The organism is Pusillimonas sp. DMV24BSW_D (genome assembly GCF_011388195.1).
Classification (GTDB): Bacteria; Pseudomonadota; Gammaproteobacteria; order Burkholderiales; family Burkholderiaceae_B; genus Neopusillimonas; species Neopusillimonas aestuarii.
In genome coordinates, this window is the sequence record NZ_CP049990.1 from 1,679,705 (window position 1) to 1,702,034 (window position 22,330).

The window sequence follows — 22,330 nt, forward strand, 5'->3', positions numbered from 1 at the left end:
GAACATGAGGCGCCCATTTTTTATACGGTTTTTTTACATGCCGTTGTAAACCGGGCCTTCACCCCCTTGGGGGGTTACCCAAACAATATTTTGGGTTGGGTCCTTTATGTCGCAGGTTTTGCAATGCACACAGTTCTGCGCGTTAATTTGTAATTGATCTTCGCCGTTTTCCGTTTTCACGAATTCATATACGCCTGCCGGACAATAGCGCGCTTCCGGTCCACCATATTTCGCCAGATTAACAGCAACCGGAACCGAAGCGTCTTTCAACGTTAAGTGGATCGGCTGGTTTTCCTCGTGGTTGGTGTTCGACAAAAATACTGAACTGAGTTTGTCGAAGGTGAGTTTGCCGTCGGGTTTGGGGTAGTCGATACGGGCGCATTCAGCCGCCGGTTGCAAACAGGCGTGGTCGGGCTTGGTGCGGTGGATGGTCCAGGGCATTTTGCCTTTCAGTAACCACTGTTCTACGCCGGTCATGATGGTGGCGACTGTACGGCCTTTCTTGAACCATTGTTTGAAGTTACGTGACTTATTGAGCTCTTCATAAAGCCACGATTTTTCAAATGCCTGCGGGTAAGTGGTTAGTTCGTCGCGGCTGCGTTCTGCCGCCAGCGCGTCGAACGCGGCTTCGGCTGCCAGAGCGCCGGTTTTAATGGCCGCGTGGCTTCCTTTGATGCGGGAAGCGTTCAGGGTGCCTGCCTCACAGCCCACCAGTACCCCCCCGGGGAAACAAAGTTTTGGTAGCGATAGCAGGCCGCCGGCGGTAAGCGAGCGGGCACCATAGGCAATGCGCTTGCCCCCTTCAAACGTTGAGCGGATGGCCGGGTGGGTTTTATAGCGTTGGAACTCTTCATAAGGAGAGAGCCACGGGTTGGCGTAGTCCAGGCCAACGACCAGCCCCACCACAACCAGGTTGTTGTCGAGGTGATACAGGAAGGAGCCGCCATAGGTATCGGCATCGAGCGGCCATCCGGCAGTGTGAACGACCAGGCCGGGTTTGGATTGTGAAGGGTCGACCTCCCACATTTCTTTGATGCCGATTGCGTAGCTTTGCGGATCTTTGCCTTGATCAAGCTTGAAGCGTTCGATTAACTGACGCCCCAGTTGGCCGCGCGAGCCTTCGGCAAAAATGGTGTACCGCGCATGCAGTTCCATGCCGGGCTGGTAATTAGGTGTTTCAGAGCCGTCGCGCGCCACGCCCATATCGCCGGTGGCCACCCCTTTTACAGCGCCATTTTCGTCGTACAGCACTTCAGCGGCCGAAAAGCCGGGGAAAATTTCCACGCCCAGCGCCTCAGCTTGTTCGCCCAGCCACTGGGTTACTTCGCCCAGGCGGACAACGTAGTTGCCGTGGTTTTGAAAACACTCAGGCAATAGCCAGTTAGGGGTTGCCCGTGCGCCTTTTTGCGTCAGGAAGAGGAATTTGTCCTCCTTGACTTCGGTATTCAGCGGCGCGCCTTTTTCTTTCCAGTCGGGGATCAGTTCGGTGAGTGCTTTCGGATCCATGACCGCGCCCGACAAAATATGGGCGCCGACTTCCGATGCTTTTTCCAGGACACAGACATTGATGTCTTGCCCTTTGTCGTTGGCGAGTTGTTTCAGGCGGATGGCGGCTGACAAGCCGGCCGGCCCGGCGCCGACCACCACTACGTCGTATTCCATCGATTCGCGTTCAGCCATGGATGTTGACCTCCGTTATATGTTTTCTGTGGGCGTATACTTTGTGCATTGTACTTCCGATATGGCCTGCCTGCGCGTTTGAAGCGCGTGCACGGTCGGCTTGACGAACAAGAAGGTGTGAATGTCTGAAACTCAAATTGTCATCAAAAAGCGGATTCAGCACTTGCGTGAATTGATGCTTTCCCGAGGGGTGAAGGCCTGCGTGGTTCTCTCGGCTGATCCGCATTTGTCTGAATATCTGCCTGAACATTGGCAAACGCGTGCCTGGTTAAGTGGTTTTCAAGGGTCGGCCGGCACACTGCTGGTAACGCCTGATTTTGCGGGTTTATGGACCGACAGCCGCTACTGGGAACAAGCGATTGTTGATCTGACCGATACTGACATTGAGCTTATGCGGGCCGGGCAAGAAGGGGTGCCGTCTCCATCCGATTGGCTTGTTTTGAATCTGGCGGCCGGCGACTGCGTTGCCGTTGATGGTGACACGCTTAGCGTTGCCGCTCATCGGCAGTGGCTACAGGTCTTGTCTGGTTCAGCAATTCGGCTGCAAACCGATCTCGATTTGCCGGGTGAGGTTTGGGCGGATCGCCCTGCGTTGCCGCATGCGCCGGTTTATGCACACGCATCGCATTTTGCGGGTCGCAGTCGCGCCGACAAGCTGGCGGCGGTTCGCAAGGAAATGAGTGAAAAGAAAGCCCAGTGGCATTGGTTGTCGTCGCTCGACGATATCGCCTGGATACTGAATCTGCGTGGTCAGGATGTGGCTTATAACCCGGTTTTTCTCAGCCATTTCTTAATTGGGGAGCGCGACGCCCGTCTTTTTATCGATCAATCCAAAATTCCGGATGAATTGCGACGTGATCTTGAGGTGGATGGCATTGTGCTGGAGTCTTACGACGCTTTGGCCGGTGTACTTGCCTGCTTGCCGGAGTCGGATACTTTGTTGTTCGATCCGGCTCGCACGACGGCGGGGCTCTTGTCGTCGGCAGCGTTTGTTAAACAATGCGAGGCCGACAATCCTTCGCAAATAATGAAGGCATGCAAGACCGAGGCGGAACTGGCCCATATTCGCGAGACCATGGAAATGGATGGTGCGGCGTTGTGTGAGTTTTTTGCCTGGTTCGAAGATCGCGTTGGGAAGGAAAGAGTGTCTGAGCTCATGGTGGATGAGCGCATTACCGCCGCGCGTGCCCGTCGGCCGCATTTCGTCTGTCCCAGCTTTTCCACGATTGCTGCGTTTAACGCCAATGGCGCCATGCCGCACTATCAGGCTACTGAGCAGTCGCACGCCTGGATAGAGGGGGATGGCTTGCTGCTGATCGACTCGGGAGGGCAGTACCTGGGAGGTACAACAGACATCACCCGGGTTGTTCCCATCGGCACGCTCACTGCATCCCAAAAACATGATTACACTTTAGTGCTTAAAGGGATGATTGCTTTGTCTCAGGCGGTGTTTCCGAAAGGGGTGGCCGGCTCGACGCTCGATGTGCTTGCACGCATGCCTCTTTGGCAGTCAGGGTTGGAGTTTGGCCACGGTACGGGGCATGGTGTGGGGTACTTCCTGAATGTGCATGAGGGGCCGCAATCCATTTCCTATCGCGCTCCACGCGCTGTGCCCATGCAGGTGGGTATGGTGACGTCAAATGAACCGGGGTTGTATCGTCCGGGCCAATGGGGCATTCGTATCGAGAACTTAATCGCCTGCCAACCGGCCCGACAAACTGATTTTGGTGATTTCCTGCAGTTTGAAACGCTTACGCTGTGCCCGATTGATACACGTTGCATTGAGCCCACGCTCATGACGGATACCGACAGACAGTGGTTGAACCATTATCATGGGCAAGTACGGCAACGTTTATTGCCGCATGTTAGCGGCGCAGCAAAGAATTGGTTGATCACTCGCACCGAGCCCCTGTAAGGTTGGGGTGTGTCGGCTATAATTTCAATTTCCCGCTACCGCCTGGTGATCCCGGGTGCTGAAAACCGATGACAAAATATGTATTTGTAACGGGTGGGGTGGTGTCTTCGCTAGGCAAAGGCATCGCTGCTGCTTCTCTGGCTGCCATTCTTGAATCGCGCGGCTTGCGCGTCACCATGTTGAAACTGGATCCCTACATTAATGTGGATCCGGGCACCATGAGTCCTTTCCAGCACGGGGAGGTCTTCGTGACTGAAGATGGGGCCGAAACCGATCTTGATCTGGGCCACTACGAGCGCTTTATTTCTACGCGTATGCGCAAGGTGAACAATTTCACCACCGGGCAGATTTACGAGTCCGTCTTGCGCAAAGAGCGCCGCGGCGATTATCTTGGTAAAACGGTCCAGGTCATTCCGCACATTACCAATGAAATCCAGGATTTCATTGCGCGTGGGGCCAAAGCCGCCTACGAGGGGAATGCCGATATTGCAATTGTGGAAATTGGCGGCACGGTGGGCGACATCGAGTCTTTGCCTTTTCTGGAAGCGGCGCGTCAAATGAGCCTGCGTCTGGGGCGCAATCAGGCTGCGTTTGTGCATCTTACCTTGGTGCCTTACATTCCATCGGCCGGTGAACTGAAAACCAAACCCACCCAGCACTCGGTGCAAAAGTTGCGTGAAATTGGTATCTATCCGCATGCTTTGTTGTGCCGCGCCGACCGTCGGATTCCCGACGATGAACGTGCAAAAATTTCACTGTTTTCAAATGTGCCGCTTGATGCCGTCATCTCGGTTTGGGATGTCGATTCAATTTACAAAATCCCGGCCATGTTGCATGCACAGGGGCTGGATAATCTTGTTTGTGAAGCGTTGGCCCTTACTGCCCCACCGGCTGATTTGTCGGAATGGAATCAGTTGGTTGCGGCTATTGAAAACCCTCGCAACGAGATTCGTATCGGCATGGTTGGCAAATACGTTGACTTAACCGAATCATACAAATCATTAACCGAGGCACTGATTCACGCCGGGATTCATACCGAGTCGCATGTTTCCATTGAATACATCGATTCCGAGGTGATTGAAACGGAAGGGCCGGAATGTCTCGCTCATCTCGATGCCATTTTGGTGCCGGGTGGTTTCGGCAAGCGGGGAACCGAAGGCAAAATTGCCGCCATTCGTTATGCCCGTGAAAATAATGTACCTTATCTTGGCATCTGTTTAGGCATGCAGCTTGCCGTGGTTGAGTTCGCTCGCAACGTGGCGCAGCTGGGTGGCGCGAACAGTACCGAGTTCGACCCTTCCACTCCGCATCCGGTGGTGGCGCTTATTACGGAATGGCAAGACCGGGAAGGGCGGGTTGAAAAGCGCGATGAATCATCCGACCTGGGCGGAACCATGCGCAAAGGCGCGCAACGCTGTCCCGTTAAACCAGGAACCAGGGCGCAACGCATATACGGAGATGAAGTCTATGAGCGGCATCGTCACCGTTACGAGGTGAATAACGTGTATGTATCACGCCTGGAAGAGTCGGGATTGGTTATTAGTGCCCGTACACCCACCGAGCAGTTGCCTGAAATCATGGAGCTACCTGATCACCCATGGTTTATGGGCGTGCAGTTTCACCCTGAATTCACATCAACGCCGCGTAGCGGCCACCCGCTGTTTACGAGTTATATCAAAGCGGCGCTTGCGCATCAGGCGCAGCGCAAGCAAAAGGCGCTTGTATGAAATTGTGCGGATTCGAAGCGGCGCTTGAGAACCCTTTTTTCCTTATTGCGGGTCCGTGTGTTATTGAGTCGCGTCAAATGGCGTTCGACACGGCCGGCCAACTCAAGGAAATGACGGCCGCCCTTGGAATTCCATTTATTTACAAAAGCTCTTTTGATAAGGCTAATCGCAGCTCGGGCAAGTCGTTTCGGGGGCCCGGCATGCAAGAGGGCCTGCAAATTCTGGCCGACGTTCGGGCGCAATTGGGCGTGCCGGTTTTAACCGATGTGCATGAGATCAGCCAAGTGAACGAAGTTGCGCAGGTGGTTGATATCATGCAAACCCCCGCGTTTCTATGTCGGCAAACCGACTTTATCCAGGCTTGCGCCGCAACGGGAAAACCGGTCAATATCAAGAAAGGCCAGTTTCTGGCACCGCATGATATGACACAGGTTGTGAACAAAGCGCGTGAAGCCTCTTTGGACGCCGGCCACGATGGCAATAATATTCTGGTGTGCGAACGCGGTGTTTCGTTCGGCTACAACAATTTGGTGTCGGATATGCGTTCGTTGGCTATCATGCGTGAAACGGGGTGTCCGGTTGTTTTCGATGCAACGCATTCCGTACAACTGCCGGGAGGGTTGGGAAATGCGTCCGGCGGGCAACGAGAGTTCGTTCCGGTGTTGGCAAGGGCTGCAGTTGCGGTGGGTATTGCGGGTCTGTTTATGGAAACACACCCCGAGCCCGAGAAGGCGTTGTCCGACGGGCCCAACGCTGTGCCGTTGCATTTAATGCCCAGTTTATTGAAATCGTTGGTCAGCATCGATCGTTGCGTTAAGGAAAACGGCCTGTTTGCGTTCGATTGACCCTATTAGGGGGAAAGGCTATGGAATTATCGTTCCTTGGGGCGGCAGGCACTGTTACCGGCTCGCGCCATTTGCTCGAATCCGGCGGTAAACGTGTCCTGGTCGATTGCGGGCTGTTTCAGGGGTTGAAGTTTTTACGTCAACGCAATTGGGCTCCTTTTCCGGTTGATCCGGCCGGCATCGATGCCGTTGTGCTGACTCACGCACACCTCGATCACTCGGGCTATTTGCCGCGCCTGGTGCGCGATGGTTTCAAAGGGCCAATTTATGCGTCACCGGCCACGCTGGAGTTGGCTCAGGTGCTACTGCTCGACAGTGCACACATTCAAGAGTCCGATGCAGAGTTCGCAAACAGGCATAACCTGTCTTCTCATGACCCGGCCCTGCCGCTTTACACAAGAAAAGACGCGCAACGTGCCATTGACTTGTTTCAGCCTCTTGAGCGTGATTCGTTTCACCCGATTGCCGGAAATATAAAGATCAAATTGCATCGGGCCGGGCACATATTGGGCGCGTCCATTGTGGAAGTGAAGTGGGATGGCCGTACCCTGGTATTTTCCGGTGATTTGGGTCGTTATAACGATCCGGTCATGCCTGATCCCGATCTTATCGAGCAAGCCGATTATCTCGTTCTGGAGTCCACGTACGGTGATCGCTCCCACGACTCAAGCCCCCCGGAGAGCGTGTTGGAAACATTGATCGTGCGCACTGCAGAGCGGGGCGGGACGGTTGTAATTCCTGCGTTTGCAGTCGGGCGAGTGCAACTGCTGCTTTATTATTTGTATCGTCTGCGCTCGCAACACCGGTTGCCGCAGAATATGCCCATTTATCTCGATAGCCCTATGTCGGTCAGGGCTCAGGAAATTCATTGCGACTATCCGGGCGAACAGAAATTAACTAAAGCACAAGTGCGCGATGTTAATGCGGTGGCAACGCGTATTGAAAGTGTGGAAGAGTCCAAGGCTTTGGATACGTCAGTGATGCCGAAAATTATTATTTCGGCAAGCGGGATGGCGACGGGGGGGCGCGTTATTCACCATTTGAAACGCTATGCACCCGACCCCCGGTCGTCAGTTTTGTTCGCCGGTTATCAGGCGGCGGGAACGCGCGGCGCTAAAATGCTGGCTGGGGCCCAAACAATCAAAATTCACGGAGAGTATATTCCGGTGAAAGCGGAGCTTGATAATCTTTCCATGCTTTCAGCCCATGCCGATGCGAATGAGATTCTGCGTTGGTTAAATGGTTTTCGTCAGGCACCGTCTCATACTTTTCTGGTGCATGGCGAACCCGAGGCGGCGGACGCTTTACGTTGTCGTATTAAAGACGAGCTGGGCTGGCGGGTAAGAGCCGTTGAGCATCTTGAAAAAGTAGACTTGACGCATAACGAGCGAAGGTAATGGGCATAGCCGGGCATCGCAGTACAATGCTTTTCTAATTCAATGACTTTTTAAATTCAGGCAGGGTATTTCAAATCATGAGTGCTATTGTAGATATCATCGGGCGCGAGATTCTGGATTCGCGCGGGAACCCAACCGTTGAGTGTGATGTATTGCTGGAGTCCGGTGCAATGGGTCGGGCTGCGGTTCCTTCGGGTGCATCAACGGGGGCGCGTGAAGCCATTGAGTTGCGTGACGGCGATCCAACCCGTTATCTGGGCAAAGGGGTGTTGAAAGCCGTTGAGCATTTGAATACCGAAATATCCGAAGCGCTGATGGGTTTGGACGCGCAAGAGCAAACGTTTGTCGATCGCACGTTAATTGATCTCGATGGAACGGAATCAAAAGGTCGTCTGGGTGCTAATGCGATTTTGGCGGCCAGTATGGCCGTTGCACGTGCCGCCGCCGATGACTCAGGTCTCTCGCTGTATCGGTATTTCGGCGGCAGCGGCCCTATGCAAATGCCGGTGCCGATGATGAACGTTATTAATGGCGGCGCGCACGCGAACAATACTCTCGATATGCAGGAGTTCATGATTCTCCCGGTGGGTGCGAGCAGCTTCCGTGAGTCGCTGCGCATGGGTGCCGAGGTTTTTCACGCGCTTAAAAAACTGATTCACGATCAGGGTATGTCGACAGCGGTGGGCGACGAGGGTGGTTTTGCGCCGAATGTTGCCAATCATGAGGCGGCAATTCAGTTGATTCTGCAGGCAATCGATGCGGCCGGCTACGAAGCCGGTTCTCAAATTGCGTTGGGCCTTGATTGCGCCAGCTCCGAGTTTTATCGCGATGGTAAATACCATTTGGCCGGTGAAGGTGGTGTGTCTCTCGAGGCTGCCGATTTTGCGAACCTGTTGGCAACATGGTGCGATAAATATCCCATTATTACCATTGAAGATGGTATGGCCGAAAATGATTGGGATGGCTGGAAAATCTTAACGGACCAACTGGGCAAGAAAGTGCAACTGGTGGGTGATGACCTTTTCGTAACCAACACTGCCATTTTGAAGCAGGGTATCGAGCAAGGCGTTGCCAATTCCATTCTGATCAAGATTAACCAGATCGGCACACTGACCGAAACCTTCGCCGCGATTGAAATGGCCAAGCGCGCAGGTTATACCGCAGTCATTTCGCATCGCTCGGGTGAAACGGAAGACGCCACCATTGCCGATATTGCAGTGGCAACTAACGCCATGCAAATTAAAACAGGTTCATTGTCACGCTCCGACCGCATGGCCAAGTACAACCAGTTGCTTCGTATCGAGGAAGAGCTCGCTGAAGTCGCATCGTTCCCCGGTCGCGAGGCTTTCTACAACTTGCGTTAAACAACAGGTATGCCCCCGAGCCCGGGGGCTGACAGGGAGCGGGCATGCGATTGCTTCTGCTGGTGCTGGTGATACTGACCCTGGCGATTCAATATCCGTTGTGGTGGGGTAAAGACAGTTGGAGCCGGGTGGCGGAACTTGAGGCCCGAGTGGCCGAGCAGCAAGCCGAAAACGAAGCCCTTACGATGCGTAACAACGCTTTGGCAGCGGAGGTACACGATTTGCGAGCCGGAACGACGGCTGTTGAAGAGCGTGCGCGGTCGGAATTGGGGATGGTGAAAGAGGGTGACGTCTTTGTGCGTATTTTGCGTTCCGATACAGCTCCCCGTTGACGCAGCTTACGTCTGAATCGGGTTCAGGATCAATGGACCCATTATTGGTGTTCGGGGCGTTGGGGTTGGTTTCTGGAAAGCCTTCAATTGGTTTGTGTTGCGGGGTATGCGGCGCTGTTTTCAGATTGGTTTCAGCGTTTATTTCCGGTGAGGCCCCTTGCCAGGGTTCGCGGCTAACCTGTGTATGAATGGTGTCCGGCCAGAGTACAGGGTTGGATTGCATCACTACCTGTGCTTCCCGACGAATAATAAGTGGGCCTGGTGTCAGAGCGGATAAGCCCGGCACCAGCGGCGTGTATTGATACGTTAGCAACAGTGATAGGGTATTGGCCTGGAAAATGGTTTCGCCTGATTCCGGACCGATACCGTTTCCCCAACCGTTTTTCATGGCCTTCAAATGTTGTTCACGTTGATAACTATTGCGGATAGCCGGGTAATTGAGCGTGTTGCCGGGCAAGTTTGCGGGGAAGTCGCTGAAAACGGCGGCGGATGGCGAACGAACTTGAATATGCCAGGGAGAAGCTTTCCCGCTTGGCGTAGCCTCATGCAAGGTGAGCGTACTTTGCTTGAACGCGTGGGCCATGGCAGAGGGATGGGCGTGGTGAATGCTGCCCGCTTTAGCGGCGCTGACAAGCGCCGCCCCGACAGCCTGACGTGTGTAAATCCAATGTGTTAGTTCGACCGCGCCAACTCCGGCAAGGATCATGGGTAACGTAATGAGCGAAAACTCGACCATGCTCGCGCCCTTTTCATACCGCGCGTATGCGCGGTGTAATACGGCACTGTAAGTTGTTTTCAGGGGGCATCGACTTGAAGGTGGGATCAAAGCCGGGTTGATTTTCGTCATACCCTTATTTTGGCTTTGCCTGAGATGGCTTGTCGATTGCGACTTCTACGGTAGGCGTTTAATGAATTGAGCGAGGGTGCGCATGCGCGCTGTCGGGATTGTGCGTAAACAAGCTTGCACAATCAACCGCATCGAATTGATAGGGTTTCCCGCAAAAATTGCACGAAACGTCGACCGTCTCACGCTCAGTCAGAATACTTTCCACTTCATCGCGCCCAAGCATACGCAGCATATTACCGACTCGTTCGCGGGTGCAGGGGCAGTGCCACCGTATGGATTGCGGCTCAAAAGTCAGTAACGTTTCTTCCCAGAAGAGACGTTTGATTATTGTGTCGACACCCAATTCGCGCAGCTCTTCGGGTTGTAAGGTATCGGCCAGCGTAACCGCGCGGTTCCATGATTCCTCTGAAGAGGCGTCTGCGTTGCCTCCGTGATCGGGCAGTTTTTGCAACAGCAAGCCACTACTGCTGTTTTCGTCGGCAGCCAGCCACAGGCGGGTGTCAAGTTGTTCCGAGTGTTGCATATAGTGTTCGAGCACTTGTGCAACGGTTTCGCCTTCAAGCGGCACAATTCCCTGGTAAGGTTGCAAGTCGGTTGTGTTCTTGTCTGGATCCAAAATAACGCTGAAACGACCCTCACCTTGGGTGTTCAACAAACTTTGCAGTGATCCATTGTCGGGGATCTCGGCCCCTTCACGCAATGTGGCCGTCGCCCGAATTGTGAGATCGGCGTTGCACTCGACGACGATGAGCGAAACAGGGCCGTCGCCCTGTAATTGCAGTACCAGCGACCCATTGAACTTGATGTTCGATGCCAATAAGACGGCCGCCGACATGAGCTCGCCCAATAAGTTACGAACGCAATCGGGCAGATGCTGATGGGCCATGCCGGTTTGCCAGGCCTGGGTTAACCGAACCGCCTGAATGCGGGTGCTGTTGTCTTGAAACAGGTATTTTTTAAGAAGGTCGCTCATGCCGACCATTTTAGCTTATTGGGGCGTTGAGCAGGCTTTACGCCAGCCTGACCAGATCGCGCTTGTACTCATGGCCGCGATCGATATAGTGCTGCGTGTTGGCATGCATTGTCTGGATTTCTTCGTCGCTCAGTTGGCGTAGGATTTTCCCGACACCCACAACCAGTGAGCCATCGGGAATTTCACGGCCCTCTGGAATAATGGCGCCGGCGCCAATCAGGCAGTTTCTTCCCACAACAGCATGGTTCAATACGATGGCCTGCATGCCGATAAGCGCCCCATCTTGTATTGTGCAGCCGTGCAGCATGGCTTGATGCCCCACCGTAACACGACGCCCGATATTCAAGGGTACGCCTTCATCAACGTGTAGTACGCTGCCTTCCTGAACATTGCTTCCCTCGCCGATGGTAATGCGTGCGTTGTCGCCGCGAATGGCAACGTTCGACCAAATACTGACGCCGGCAGCCAGGTGAACGTCGCCGATGATATCGGCGCTGTCGAAAATGAATGTGTCCGGGTCAATGTGGGGTGTCAGGTTTTTGAATTGGTAGATAGGCATGGTTACAACAATGGAAAAGGTGTCAAAGGCTTAATGATACCGAACCATTGCGCTTTGCAGTTACGTGGCTTTCATTGTTTGAGTGATGCCCAACATACCAGAAATACCCATCGCGATCGATACGCGCGCATTCGCCCGTGAGATACCAGTCGCGCAGAAATGTTTGCTGGGTTGATGTGTCATCTTGCCAGTAACCCAGAAATAATGCCGGATCGGGAAAACCGTGGATGTCGTATCTGTTGACGGCTATTTGCCCGCTGACGCCGGCCGGACATGGGCGCCCGGCGTCGTCGAGTACGGTGACTAAATGGCCTGGAAAAGCTTTGCCCATACTGCCTGGGCGCGCGGGCCAGCGAACATGGCTATGGCCGATAATATAGGGTGCTTCGGTTTGCCCGTATACATGGTTTGGCGTTAACCCAAGCGTGTTTTCACACCATTCATGGACTTGTTCAGAGGGGTGTTCGCCGGTTGACATAATTGCCCGCACCGACAGACCGTTGAAATCGGCGTGGGGCTCTTCCATCACGGCCCGCAGCGATGAGTAGGGCAGGCTGACATTTGTCACTTTGTATTTTTGCAGGCATTCAATGGTTTGCCGGGTGGACAAATGGCCGTCAAGCGCGACAATCGGGCGACCGAAATACAGGCAGGGCAGCAACCCCCCTAAAAGACCGTCGATATGAGTCCAATAATGTTGCGTCCAGAAAATATCTTTGGACTGCGGAAACCAATTCTGCGATGCGACGAACCCGGGTAAGACGCCAATTAATGCGCTATGCGGTAAAACAACCCCCTTCAGGGTGGGTGTGGGGCCGATGGGATAGAGCAAAAAGGCCGGACTGGAGGAGAGCGTGGGGGCGACGTGCAAGTCGCTGTTCTGACGGGCCAGCAGGCTGCTCCACGATAGTGTTAACTCGTGCTGGAAACCGAAACTGATAATCTGGCTGAGCCCGGGATATTGACCATATGCTTGCAGGATGCCGGGTGCATGAGGCATATCTATGATGGCCGCCCGGGCCTGGGCGTGACTCAGGCGTTCGGTGACCTGTTTAGCGTTAAGAATAGTGGGAATTGGTACAACAATTGCACCAACTGCAAGAATTGCCATGCAGGCGGTAATGTATTCGGGTGATTGGCCCATGGCCACTGCAACCCGGTCACCGCGGCCGATACCCATTTTCAGCAGGCCATTAGCCAGTTTGCCCGTGGTTTCGGCCAGTTGGCCAAAAGTACGCACGGCTGTCTCGCCGAACTCGTTTTCGGCAAATACCGCAGGGCGACGCCCTTCCAGCGTATTGGATGCCCATCGCAAAAGGCAATATTGCGCAATATTAAACTGTGATGGAACAAGCCAACGGAATGATGAGTACAGCTCCGGATACTGGTCGTTCATAGGTGTCCGATAAATCAACGGCGCGCACTACTGGCGCGGTAGCTGTGTTACCGGTGCAAGCATGAACGAAGCAGGCTATCTATGCAACGATTTATTGTTACAAAGCCTCAAAGGCTAGGGTTTACACTGATATGAGCCGTGTTCCAAGTATTCGATCGTGAAGGAACTGGCGGTCCGGGTCGAACCACGTCCAGATGAAAAGGGTAAAAGGTGCAAATACAATCAGTAGATCGGTGGAGGGGTAGCCCGTAATGCGGCTTAGCCCTTGAATAAGAAGGATTGCAATAAGGGGAATTGGCCAGGCCAAAACATAACGGAGTATCAATCGTCCGACGGTAGGAGGCAGGCCGTTTTTGTCGATTAGGCGGATATTCCAGGTTTTCATCGGCAAGGTTTGGCCTTTGTATTTCCAAGACAATACAAAGTAAATACCGATAGCGAGAAAAAGCGCGACTTGTCTTTCGTGCCGGAACATAAGCCCGCTTCGGCTCTGGGTTAACGTGTCGAATAGATAACTGGCCAGAAAAACCACGGCAAAAAGCAACACGCCTTCGTACATCATGCTGGAAAAACGGCGCCAACGACTGGGCGTGTTCATGCTATTGGGGTAGTGTGATTCACGGGATGTTTTTTGCATTGCGCAACTAAATAAGTAGTTCAAACGTTCAGGAAAACGTCATTATCACCCAATAAATTGCCTGGAATGTGTCGTTAAGTTATAAAAAAAGCCGCTTGCGCGGCTTTTTGGAACCTGCTTCGTTTCGCAGCGGGTTCTTGCAATACGTTGGGGCCTAATTAAGCAGCCGATTCAACGTTGCGGCTAGGAGCAACATTTACCGTCGTTGCCTTGTTAACATTACCACCCAGCTTGGTGAACAGCTTCTTCAGTGCACGACCGGGGCGGAAGCGGTTTTGCTCCTCAATGGCGGCTTGCATCAGTTGGCGCTCAAGTTCATCGGTAAGACGGATATCGCTGTGTAGTTTGTTCATAACTGGCCTCTCTTTCGTAAAAATTGAACGTTTCGTTCAGGGTTAACCCTATTATAGGGAAAACCCTAGGAAAGTGCAAGCCTAGTTGTTGCGTTGCATAAAAAAGGCGTTCCGAGGTGCAATTTGTGTTTTTAAAACTACAGTGTATGCGCTTCTTTAGGTTCGGTATTGGTCTTTCACAATATCAAAACCGAATAACCGGCAATCTAGTGCTCCATTATGGAGTGGGTAGCGCTTAAGAGGTTTGAGCCGCATTTTTTGTGGCAGTGCGAGGTCATTTGAAATAATGTGTACATGCCACCCATCGTAATGCTGCTTCAGGTTGCTCGCCCATTCCTGCCAGAGCGTTAAAGCTTCGTCGGGAAGGCGCTCGCCGTAAGGCGGGTTGGTGACCAACCAACCGTTGCCGGCGGGCGGAATGACATTGCGTGCGTCGGCTACCTCAAATCGAATTGTATCGGGCGCCAGTCGGGCTCGATCTTGATTTTGCTGCGCTGCGGCAATAGCTTGCGGGTCGACATCTGTTCCCACAAGAGGCGTTTCAAGATGCGTACGAATGGCGTCACGGGCTTCGTCTTTGATGTCTCGCCAGTGCCGGAACGGATGGTCGCGTAGACGTTCAAAAGCAAAAGGGCGCCAGATGCCGGGCGGCACACCCAAGGCAATCCACGCCGCTTCGATCATAATCGTGCCGCTGCCGCAGAATGGGTCCAACAAGGGAGCATCCGGATTCCAGCCCGATAGTGCAAGTAGGCCGGCAGCCAGGTTTTCGCGAATGGGGGCTTCGCCTTTATCCAGTCGCCAGCCTCGCTTGAACAACGATTCGCCTGATGTGTCCAAATAGAGGGTGGCCGAGGTTTCGTCGAGGAAAAGGTGGACGCGGGCGTCGGGACGGACAGTGTCAATACTGGGTCGTTCCCCTTCCTGATCACGCAGGCGGTCGCAAATGGCGTCTTTTGTGCGCAGGTTGCAAAATTGCAGGCTTTTCATCGGGCTTCGAATAGCCGAGGTGTCCACCCGAAGTGTTTGTTCAGCGCCAAACCAGCGTTCCCACGGCGTGTGGTAGGCCAGATCGAAGATATCTTCCTCGTGGCGAACCGGCGCATGGGAAAGTTGAACCAAAACGCGTGTGGCCAGCCGGGAAAAGAGGTTAATGCGCATGACGCCCGTCCAGTCTGTTTTTAACCGACAGCCTGCGCGGTCGGCTTCAGCCGACTCGAAACCCAGGGCTTGCAACTCCATAGACAAGGGCAATTCAAGACCGTGCGGGCAAGGAACAAAAACCTGATAGACCTGGGCCTGTTTCACGAAGGGCTTACGTTCATGCTTGCGTGAGGGGGCTTTCTCTTTTTCTTGCGGCACCACCGGCGCAGGTGTCGCATACTTCTGTTTTGTGATTTCCTGTTGCGCCACATGGCGTGCCCGCGCACCACTGCGCCTGCGGGGTTTGCCTGCATCTTCCTGGTGCTGAGCGGGTTTGCGTTGTAGCGTTAATGTTTTCTTTTTTGACGTGTCGGTCATGGGGCGGCCCGAGGCTAGAAGGGACGAATGAATACCATGATGAGAACCAGGGTAAGCAAAAGCACCGGTATTTCATTAAACCAGCGATAAAATTTTTCCGAGTGGGAATTGCGGTTTTGCTGGAAAAGCTGCAGATAGCGGTAGCAGACGCCGTGATACGCGAGCAGCAGAACGACGAGTCCCAGTTTCGCATGCATCCAGCCCTGGCCGCGCCCCAGGCCATAACCCAGGTAAAGCCACAACCCCAATACCACCGCCGGAATCGCCAGAATCGTCATGAAGCGAAACAGCCGACCAGCCATACCGATTAATCGGGTGTGGGTATCCGGTGAATTGTGTTGCGCAAGGTTGACATAAATACGTGGCAAATAAAACAAGCCGGCAAACCAGGAGATGACAAATAGAACATGGAAGGTTTTAATCCAAAGCATCATTTGTATTAGCCGCGTAGCTGGCCGTCTCCGGTTAACACCCATTTCAATGTGGTTAAGCCTTCCAGCCCCACTGGGCCGCGCGCATGCATCCGGTTGGTTGAAATGCCAATTTCCGCCCCCAATCCGTACTCAAAGCCGTCAGCAAAGCAAGTGGGCAGGTTAACGTAAACAGAGCTGGAATCCACATAGCGCTGGAATTGGGTTGCCGCGCCGATATGTTCGGTGACAATGGCTTCCGTATGGCCTGAACTGTAGTGGGCTATATGGTTTATTGCCTCATCTAGCGTGTTAACGACGCGAATGGCCAGGATAGGGGCAAGGTACTCGGTTTGCCAGTCTTCTTCGGTAGCTGCCGAGGCCTGTGGCACCAACGCTCGTGTTTTATCGCAACCTCGCAGTTCAACGCCTTTGCTGGTGAGCGTGTTCGCAATACGCGGCAAAACGGCCGGGGCGATATCTTCGTGCACCAAAAGTGTTTCCATTGCCCCGCACACCCCATAACGATACGTTTTTGCGTTTACAGCAATATCGTGGGCTTTATCCGGGTCGGCGGCTCGGTCGATATATACGTGGCAGTTTCCGTCCAGGTGCTTGAGCAGCGGTACTTTGGCTTCCGCCGCCAAGCGGGTAATAAGCCCTTTTCCGCCACGGGGAATAATAACGTCGATATAGTCGGTTAAGGTGATTAAACAGCCGACTGCGGCGCGATCAGTTGTATCCACAACCTGTACAGCTTGTTCAGGCAAGCCGGCCTCTTTGAGGCCGGCTTGAATAATTTGACCCAGCGCACGGTTACTATGAAATGCTTCACTGCCGCCGCGCAAGATGGTGGCGTTGCCTGATTTCAGGCAAAGTGCCGCAGCATCAATGGTTACGTTAGGGCGCGATTCATAAATGATCCCTATAACCCCCAAAGGAACCCGCATTTGGCTCACACGCATGCCGTTTGGACGCGTGACCGTGGCTGTCTGGCTTCCTACGGGATCCGGCATGTCGGCTATTTGACGCAAACCCGTGATCATTGTTTGCAGCGCTTTGTCGGACAGCGTAAGGCGATCGAGCAGCGCGGGTGACAATTGATTTCGACGAGCTGTTTCGAGGTCTTTTGCATTCTCGTCTTGCAGCCACGTTTTTCGGCTTTCCAACTGGGTTGCCATACTGTGTAACGCGTGCGCTTTTGCTTGATCGGAGGCGACCATAAGTATGCGCGATGCTTTTCGTGCCTGTTGGCCCAGAAGATTGACGAGGTTGGCGATATCTTGATCTTTCATGCTGCTTGCCGGGGTGATTGATTAGGTTTTTTCGAGGTGGCCAATGAGATACGTAACACGAGTCGGGCCAGCTCTTCCCATGGATCCGGCAAGCGGCCGCTTACGTTCAAGCCCTTGATCAGGCGGTCGATGTCGTGCGCGTGTTGAATCGATGCGGCCCATACCGCCGGCTTGACTGTTTCAAGAGCCCTCCGGGCGATCGTTTCGCGTTGCCCGAACAACCGATGGGTACGCATAAGCTCACTTAAGGGGTGGCCTTGTCGTACGGCAAGCGAAAGTCGTGAAAGGATCCGTATCTCGTCGGCAACAGCCCATAATACCAAAGGCAAGGCTTCTCCTTCGGCTTTCAGGCCTGACAATACTTTAAGCGCCCGCGCCGACTGTCCTGAAAGCATTGAGTCGCGCAGGCTGAAAACGTCATAGCGTGCGACGTTTAAAACGGCACGTTCCACTTCAGAAGGGTCAAGCCGGCCTTCCGGATACAACAAACCGAGCTTCATGATTTCCTGATGTGCGGCCAGCAAGTTACCTTCCACACGATCGGCAATCCAGTGTTCCGTTGCGGTGTCGGTTGATTGATTCTGGCGTGCCAGGCGTCGACCAATCCATTGGGGCAAGTCGTGACGTTGAACAAGGGGTATTTCAACCACGGTGGCTGATTGCCATAATGCGGTGGCCCATTTTGAGGCTCGGCCAGCTTTGTCGAGCCGAGGCAAGGACACAACGCAGGAAACCTCCTCGGCTCCGGCGTCGTTTTGGCGTTTTGCCAAGCTTATTAAAGCTTCGGCACCACTCTTTCCCGGTTTGCCGGTTGGAATCTGAATTTCAATCAGGCGACGGTCACCAAATAGTGAAAGATTCTGCATGGCACCATCAACTTCCGCCCAATCGCTGCGGGCGTCCATGACAAAACTGCTGCGCTCAGTATAAAGGGCGTTGCGCGCGGCCTGACGCAAGGCATCGGTTGCCTCGGTTACAAGCAAAGGCTCGTCGCCGGAAATGACGTAGAGTGCGTCGAGTGCGTTTGCTTTCTCCAGACTTTTGGAAAAAGTGTCGGGGTCAAGCCTGCGGGGCATGGCGAAAATCTTTGACCGTTAATAAAAAGAACTGGTTGGATTCATGTTCGGCATACGCAGCAAATCGCGATCGATGCCTAAGTCGTCATCCTGTACGGGCGCATTGTCATTTTGTACCTGGCTTTCATCAATAGGCAAGGTGTCTGCATTTTCGTACGCCTTCATGACCTCGGGTGAAGTGATACGGCGCACCATACGATCAATGAGACTTTGTTGCATTTCAACATACAACGAGCCAATTTCACCTTGTTTCGCCTGCAGTGCGCCGGAGTCGTAGGGAATCTCACGTGTTGTGCCGAGCGTGGTGGGTGCCAGCAAAATATGACCTTCGGCGTCGGTGAGCTGGAAGACAATGGTGACACTGAGCTCATATACTTCTACTTGCCCTTCAACACTGATTGAAACCTCTTCGAGATCGCGTGTAAGCGAAAGTTGCGTTAAGTGCACTTGTGCTTCTTTCGGGTCTTCCACAAAACGGGTGTTGGGTGACGTGGCGCGAATGACACGGCGCAGTTGCGCACCGAAAGCAGAGTTCTCGGCAATATTGGTGTACATCGTTTGAAACGGCAGAGGCGTTTGGCCCTTAAGGCGAAAGCCGCAGGCGGTTAAAAGCGCCAACAGCCCTACTGCAACGAGCCAGCGCAACGAGTGTCGCGCGGTAAAGACGGACGAAGCGGGCAGGGCGGCATGATGCATAGTGGTGTTATCCAACAATATTGACCAGTTTTCCAGGTACAACAATGATTCGTTTTACAGGGCGGCCTTCGAGAAAGCGACTGACGGCATCGTGCTGCGAAGCCAGTTGTTCGATTTCGGCTTTAGGGGCGCCATTTGCAACCTTCAGGCTGCCCCGAAGCTTGCCGTTAATTTGCACCATCAGTTCGATTTCATCGGCAATCAGCGCTTGTTCATCCACTTCCGGCCAAGGGGCATCGAGCAGGTCGCCAAAGTTCGCACTGTAACCCAGCTCCTGCCAAAGTTGCCAGGTAATATGGGGTACAACCGGATAGAGAACACGCAATAATATGCCCAGTGTTTCTGCCAAAGCCTGTTGCGCTGCGGGTGTGTCGGGCAGCTTGGCGCTTTCCAGTGTGTTCAGCATTTTCATGCAGGCCGATACCACCGTGTTGTACTGGATGCGTTGGTAATCGTAATCAGCCTGTTTCAAAAGGCCATGAATTTCGCGTCGCAGCGTTTGGCTGGTTTCGTCGGCGTTTGACCAGTTCGGTTGGCCGGCTTGCAAGCCTGCTTTAACCGAATTGTGCTGTGCGTGGGCAAAAAGCCACAGCCTGCGAAGAAACCGGTGTGCGCCGTCGACACCCGAATCGGACCATTCAAGAGTTTGTTCAGGCGGGCTGGCAAACATCACGAATAAACGTGCAGTGTCTGCACCCATGGTGTCAATTAAGGATTGGGGGTCGACACCGTTGTTTTTCGATTTCGACATCGTGCCGATTCCGCCGTACTCAATGGCTGAATTATCGGTCTTAAGGCGTGCGCCGGTGATGGCGCCTTTTTCGTCGTACTGGTTCTCGACCTCGTCGGGCCAGAAGTATTCGATGCCGCCTTGCGCATTCTTGCGGGAATAGATGTGATTGAGCACCATGCCCTGGCAGAGCAGCCGGGTAAAGGGTTCGCTGAATTTCACCAGCCCCAGGTCGCGCATGACACGCGTCCAGAAACGTGCATACAGCAAGTGCAACACCGCGTGCTCAATGCCGCCAATGTATTGGTCCATCGGCATCCAGTAATCATTGCGCTCGTCGACCATGGCTTGATCGTTACCGGGTGAGGTGTAGCGCATGAAATACCATGATGAATCGACAAAGGTGTCCATGGTGTCGGTTTCGCGTCGCGCGGGCGCACCGCATTTCGGGCATGAGCACGACAGGAAGGCCTCGTTCTTGGCCAGCGGATTACCCGTGCCGTCGGGGATGAGGTCGTCGGGCAAAACAACAGGCAGGTCTTGTTCGGGTACGGGAACTGGGCCGCAAGTATCGCAGTGGATAATGGGAATGGGCGTACCCCAGTAGCGCTGGCGGGAAATGCCCCAATCGCGCAGACGCCAGGTGGTTTGTTTTTCGCCCAGGCCTTTTGCTGAAAGGTCTTTGGCAATGGCATCCACCGCTTGCGCGTGGCCAAGTCCGTTATAAGGCGCTGAATTAACCGTTATACCCAGTTGTTTGTCGCCATACCATTCCTGCCAGTTGTCGGTGGAATACGCTTTCCCTTCGACTTCAATGACCGGTTTAATGGGCAGGTTGTACTTTTTGGCGAAGGCGAAATCGCGCTCGTCGTGTGCCGGTACGCCCATGACGGCGCCGTCACCGTAGCTCATGAGTACGTAATTTCCCACCCAGACATCGACAGGCTCACCGGTAAGCGGATGCTTTACCGTTAGCCCGGTTGGCATGCCCTCTTTTTCGCGCGTTGCAATTTCAGCTTCCGTTGTACCGCCTTGTTGGCAGGATTCAATAAATGCAGCAAGCTTCGGGTTGGTAGCGGCGGCATGCTCGGCCAGAGGGTGCTCGGGCGCAACAGCGCAAAAAGTTACCCCCATGATGGTATCGGCACGTGTGGTGAACACGTACATGCGGCCGTCTTGAATCAACTCGTTATTTGCGTTGCGAATATCGTGCGTAAAGGCGAAACGCACGCCTTCACTTTTACCGATCCAGTTTTCCTGCATTAAGCGAACGCGCTCGGGCCAGCCCGGCAAACCATTCTTCACCTGGTCAAGCAATTCGTCGGCATAGTCTGTAATACGCAGGTAGTAGCCGGGAATTTCGCGCTTTTCGACCGGTGCGCCCGAACGCCAGCCACGGCCATCGATCACCTGCTCGTTGGCTAAAACCGTTTGATCTACCGGGTCCCAGTTCACGACTTGTGTTTTGCGATACGCAATGCCTTTTTCCAGCATTTTCAGGAATAGCCATTGATTCCATTTGTAGTAGCTGGGGTCGCAGGCACACATTTCGCGCGACCAGTCGATAGCCAGCCCCATTGCCTGCATTTGCTTCTTCATGTAGGCAATGTTGTCGTATGTCCATTTTGCAGGGGGAACCCCTGATTTCATCGCGGCGTTTTCCGCCGGCATGCCGAAAGCGTCCCAGCCCATTGGCATCAGTACGTTGTAACCGCGCATACGCAATTGCCGCGCCATCATGTCGTTGATGGTGTAGTTACGTACGTGGCCCATGTGGAGTTTGCCGCTGGGGTAGGGCAGCATGGAGCAGGCGTAGAATTTTGGCTTGGGTTCGCCATTCTTGTTCTTGGCATGTTCCGTTACACGGTAGGCGTCTTGCTGTTGCCACTTTGCCTGTGCGGCCGCTTCAACTTCGGTGGGGTTGTATCGTTCCTGCATGGTCTTTGTATGGGTTGGTATAAGTGCAAACCCCACATTATAGGGTGCATGTCGGGCTTGCGTTTCAGAAGAGTGCAAAAGGCATTGGCCGGCATTGCCGGATATAAAAAAACCCTGCCGGGGCAGGGTTTTCAGGGCCAAGCTTCAGGGCTTATTTAAGCTTGGTTTCCTTGTAGTCCACATGTTTGCGCGCGACCGGATCAAATTTCTTGATGAGCATTTTCTCGGGCATGTTGCGCTTGTTCTTGGTGGTGGTATAGAAGTGGCCCGTGCCGGCGGTGGACTCGAGCTTGATCTTTTCGCGAATACCTTTAGCCATGATAAGTTTCCTTTACGCTAGCAATAAGTTAAACCGCTTCGCCGCGTGCGCGGAGGTCGGCCAGAACGGCGTCGATGCCGTTTTTGTCGATAGTGCGCAGGGCGTTGGTGCTGACACGCAGGCGCACCCAGCGGTTTTCACTTTCAACCCAGAAACGACGTGTTTGCAGGTTGGGAAGAAAACGACGCTTGGTTTTGTTGTTAGCGTGTGAAACATTGTTGCCCACCATTGGGCCTTTGCCTGTAACTTGGCATACGCGTGCCATAATTTTGCCCCTTTTCTACCTGACCTTGTTCTTTTACCGGGCCGCACTTTCAGGC

Annotated in this window: 21 protein-coding genes and 1 pseudogene; 7 read left to right on the forward strand and 15 right to left on the reverse strand. The window is 53.7% G+C overall.

Annotated features, from left to right (window positions below; genetic code table 11):
• Window positions 1–33 precede the first annotated feature (33 nt).
• Complete coding sequence (locus G9Q38_RS08185; protein WP_166129753.1) at window positions 34–1,680, reverse strand: electron transfer flavoprotein-ubiquinone oxidoreductase; 1,647 nt, start codon at window positions 1,678–1,680, stop codon at window positions 34–36.
• A gap of 121 nt (window positions 1,681–1,801) precedes the next feature.
• On the opposite strand from G9Q38_RS08185, the gene G9Q38_RS08190 reads away from it, so the two are divergent.
• From G9Q38_RS08190 to G9Q38_RS08220, 7 genes are all read left to right on the forward strand, one after another.
• On the forward strand, window positions 1,802–3,595 hold the full coding sequence (locus G9Q38_RS08190; RefSeq protein ID WP_166129756.1) for an aminopeptidase P family protein: 1,794 nt from the start codon (window positions 1,802–1,804) through the stop codon (window positions 3,593–3,595).
• A gap of 68 nt (window positions 3,596–3,663) precedes the next feature.
• Window positions 3,664–5,322 carry a CTP synthase gene (gene pyrG / locus G9Q38_RS08195; RefSeq protein ID WP_166129759.1) on the forward strand — a complete coding sequence of 553 codons (1,659 nt, stop codon included), beginning with the start codon at window positions 3,664–3,666 and terminating at the stop codon, window positions 5,320–5,322.
• Window positions 5,319–6,167 carry a 3-deoxy-8-phosphooctulonate synthase gene (gene kdsA, locus G9Q38_RS08200; RefSeq protein ID WP_119440894.1) on the forward strand — a complete coding sequence of 283 codons (849 nt, stop codon included), beginning with the start codon at window positions 5,319–5,321 and terminating at the stop codon, window positions 6,165–6,167. Before pyrG ends, kdsA begins: the two co-directional genes overlap by 4 nt.
• A gap of 20 nt (window positions 6,168–6,187) precedes the next feature.
• On the forward strand, window positions 6,188–7,564 hold the full coding sequence (locus tag G9Q38_RS08205) for an MBL fold metallo-hydrolase RNA specificity domain-containing protein (RefSeq protein ID WP_166129762.1): 1,377 nt from the start codon (window positions 6,188–6,190) through the stop codon (window positions 7,562–7,564).
• Window positions 7,565–7,641: 77 nt separating this feature from the next.
• A complete protein-coding gene (eno, locus tag G9Q38_RS08210; RefSeq protein ID WP_166129765.1) occupies window positions 7,642–8,928 on the forward strand; it encodes a phosphopyruvate hydratase in 1,287 nt (428 codons plus the stop codon).
• Between the two features lie 44 nt (window positions 8,929–8,972).
• Complete coding sequence (gene ftsB / locus G9Q38_RS08215; RefSeq protein WP_119440892.1) at window positions 8,973–9,260, forward strand: cell division protein FtsB; 288 nt, start codon at window positions 8,973–8,975, stop codon at window positions 9,258–9,260.
• A 397-nt stretch (window positions 9,261–9,657) separates the two neighbouring features.
• On the forward strand, window positions 9,658–9,936 hold the full coding sequence (locus G9Q38_RS08220; protein ID WP_166126486.1) for a hypothetical protein: 279 nt from the start codon (window positions 9,658–9,660) through the stop codon (window positions 9,934–9,936).
• 3 nt (window positions 9,937–9,939) lie between these two features.
• Here G9Q38_RS08220 and G9Q38_RS15380 read toward each other — a convergent pair.
• From G9Q38_RS15380 to rpmB, 14 genes and pseudogenes are all read right to left on the reverse strand, one after another.
• Window positions 9,940–10,107, reverse strand: a pseudogene (locus G9Q38_RS15380) (TadE/TadG family type IV pilus assembly protein); the annotation flags it as partial.
• 58 nt (window positions 10,108–10,165) lie between these two features.
• Window positions 10,166–11,080, reverse strand: coding sequence for an Hsp33 family molecular chaperone HslO (gene hslO / locus G9Q38_RS08225; RefSeq protein WP_166129771.1), 915 nt, complete (start codon window positions 11,078–11,080; stop codon window positions 10,166–10,168).
• A gap of 37 nt (window positions 11,081–11,117) precedes the next feature.
• Window positions 11,118–11,639 carry a gamma carbonic anhydrase family protein gene (locus G9Q38_RS08230; protein ID WP_166129775.1) on the reverse strand — a complete coding sequence of 174 codons (522 nt, stop codon included), beginning with the start codon at window positions 11,637–11,639 and terminating at the stop codon, window positions 11,118–11,120.
• A 22-nt stretch (window positions 11,640–11,661) separates the two neighbouring features.
• Window positions 11,662–13,035, reverse strand: a complete 1,374-nt coding sequence (locus G9Q38_RS08235) for an AMP-binding protein (protein ID WP_166129778.1) — start codon at window positions 13,033–13,035, stop codon at window positions 11,662–11,664.
• A 121-nt stretch (window positions 13,036–13,156) separates the two neighbouring features.
• Window positions 13,157–13,672 (reverse strand): RDD family protein, encoded by a 516-nt coding sequence (locus G9Q38_RS08240; RefSeq protein WP_166129781.1) that lies wholly within the window; start codon window positions 13,670–13,672, stop codon window positions 13,157–13,159.
• Window positions 13,673–13,830: 158 nt separating this feature from the next.
• The gene (locus tag G9Q38_RS08245) at window positions 13,831–14,025 is read right to left on the reverse strand and encodes a hypothetical protein (RefSeq protein ID WP_114419737.1); all 195 of its coding nucleotides are present in this window, start codon (window positions 14,023–14,025) and stop codon (window positions 13,831–13,833) included.
• 156 nt (window positions 14,026–14,181) lie between these two features.
• Window positions 14,182–15,546, reverse strand: coding sequence for a THUMP domain-containing class I SAM-dependent RNA methyltransferase (locus G9Q38_RS08250; RefSeq protein WP_119516210.1), 1,365 nt, complete (start codon window positions 15,544–15,546; stop codon window positions 14,182–14,184).
• Window positions 15,547–15,560: 14 nt separating this feature from the next.
• Window positions 15,561–15,977: a CopD family protein gene (locus G9Q38_RS08255; RefSeq protein ID WP_119441350.1), complete on the reverse strand. Its 417-nt coding sequence runs from the start codon at window positions 15,975–15,977 to the stop codon at window positions 15,561–15,563.
• A gap of 8 nt (window positions 15,978–15,985) precedes the next feature.
• Window positions 15,986–17,251, reverse strand: coding sequence for a glutamate-5-semialdehyde dehydrogenase (locus G9Q38_RS08260; RefSeq protein WP_119516211.1), 1,266 nt, complete (start codon window positions 17,249–17,251; stop codon window positions 15,986–15,988).
• Window positions 17,248–18,327: a DNA polymerase III subunit delta gene (gene holA, locus G9Q38_RS08265; RefSeq protein WP_119440886.1), complete on the reverse strand. Its 1,080-nt coding sequence runs from the start codon at window positions 18,325–18,327 to the stop codon at window positions 17,248–17,250. Before holA ends, G9Q38_RS08260 begins: the two co-directional genes overlap by 4 nt.
• 18 nt (window positions 18,328–18,345) lie before the next feature.
• Window positions 18,346–19,038, reverse strand: a complete 693-nt coding sequence (locus G9Q38_RS08270) for an LPS-assembly lipoprotein LptE (RefSeq protein ID WP_228276081.1) — start codon at window positions 19,036–19,038, stop codon at window positions 18,346–18,348.
• The gene (gene leuS / locus G9Q38_RS08275; RefSeq protein WP_166129784.1) at window positions 19,031–21,691 is read right to left on the reverse strand and encodes a leucine--tRNA ligase; all 2,661 of its coding nucleotides are present in this window, start codon (window positions 21,689–21,691) and stop codon (window positions 19,031–19,033) included. The genes G9Q38_RS08270 and leuS overlap by 8 nt, the downstream gene beginning before the upstream one ends.
• A 151-nt stretch (window positions 21,692–21,842) precedes the next feature.
• Window positions 21,843–22,010: a 50S ribosomal protein L33 gene (rpmG, locus tag G9Q38_RS08280; protein ID WP_003810296.1), complete on the reverse strand. Its 168-nt coding sequence runs from the start codon at window positions 22,008–22,010 to the stop codon at window positions 21,843–21,845.
• A 28-nt stretch (window positions 22,011–22,038) separates the two neighbouring features.
• On the reverse strand, window positions 22,039–22,275 hold the full coding sequence (rpmB, locus tag G9Q38_RS08285) for a 50S ribosomal protein L28 (RefSeq protein WP_114419731.1): 237 nt from the start codon (window positions 22,273–22,275) through the stop codon (window positions 22,039–22,041).
• Window positions 22,276–22,330 lie beyond the last annotated feature (55 nt).